Below are 521 nucleotides of genomic sequence, written 5' to 3'. Positions count from 1 at the left end.
GCCCAGGTCGGTGACGGGGTTGTAGACCAGATCGAGCCGGCAGGTGTCCCAGTTCTCGAACTCGTACGGCGTGCCGGGTGCGGCCGACGATCCGGTCGAGGAGCCACTGCTGCCGGACGAGCCGCTACTGCCTTCGGAACTGGACAGGCTGCCGCTGCTACCGGAGCTGCCTTCGGCCGATCCGGCGGCGTTCGCGACGCCGCCGCCGACCAGGGCCAGCGCGGCGGTGGCCGCCAGCACGGCGGAGCGGGTGGTGTTCTTTCGCATGTACTTCCCCCATACGGATGTCGACTCGGCCAGGAGGTTCGGTCGAACCCAGCTGTGACTGCCCGAGTGCCCTACTGACAGGTTGGCGCCGCCCTGGCATGGGCCTTGGCGACGCCTGGTGTCGGGGTGAGTCGGGCATGCCCTTGGATCGAGATGGGGCGCAGATGCGCTCATCCGAATCCCCCGATTTTCCCCGTCCAGAGCCGGACCTTGTTGCGGTCCGGCTGCGAGCGTGTAACAGATCGTCACACACA

Annotated in this window: 1 pseudogene; it reads right to left on the bottom strand. The window is 67.8% G+C overall.

Annotated elements, in window-relative coordinates:
* Positions 1-267 (bottom strand): annotated as a pseudogene (locus IJ15_RS0124055) (hypothetical protein); the annotation flags it as partial.
* Positions 268-521 lie beyond the last annotated feature (254 nt).

Origin of the sequence: Prescottella defluvii (assembly GCF_000738775.1) — a bacterium.
Lineage (GTDB): Bacteria > Actinomycetota > Actinomycetes > Mycobacteriales > Mycobacteriaceae > Prescottella > Prescottella defluvii.
Note: the sequence above shows the minus strand (reverse complement) of the source record. Positions and strands in the feature narration are given on the sequence as shown.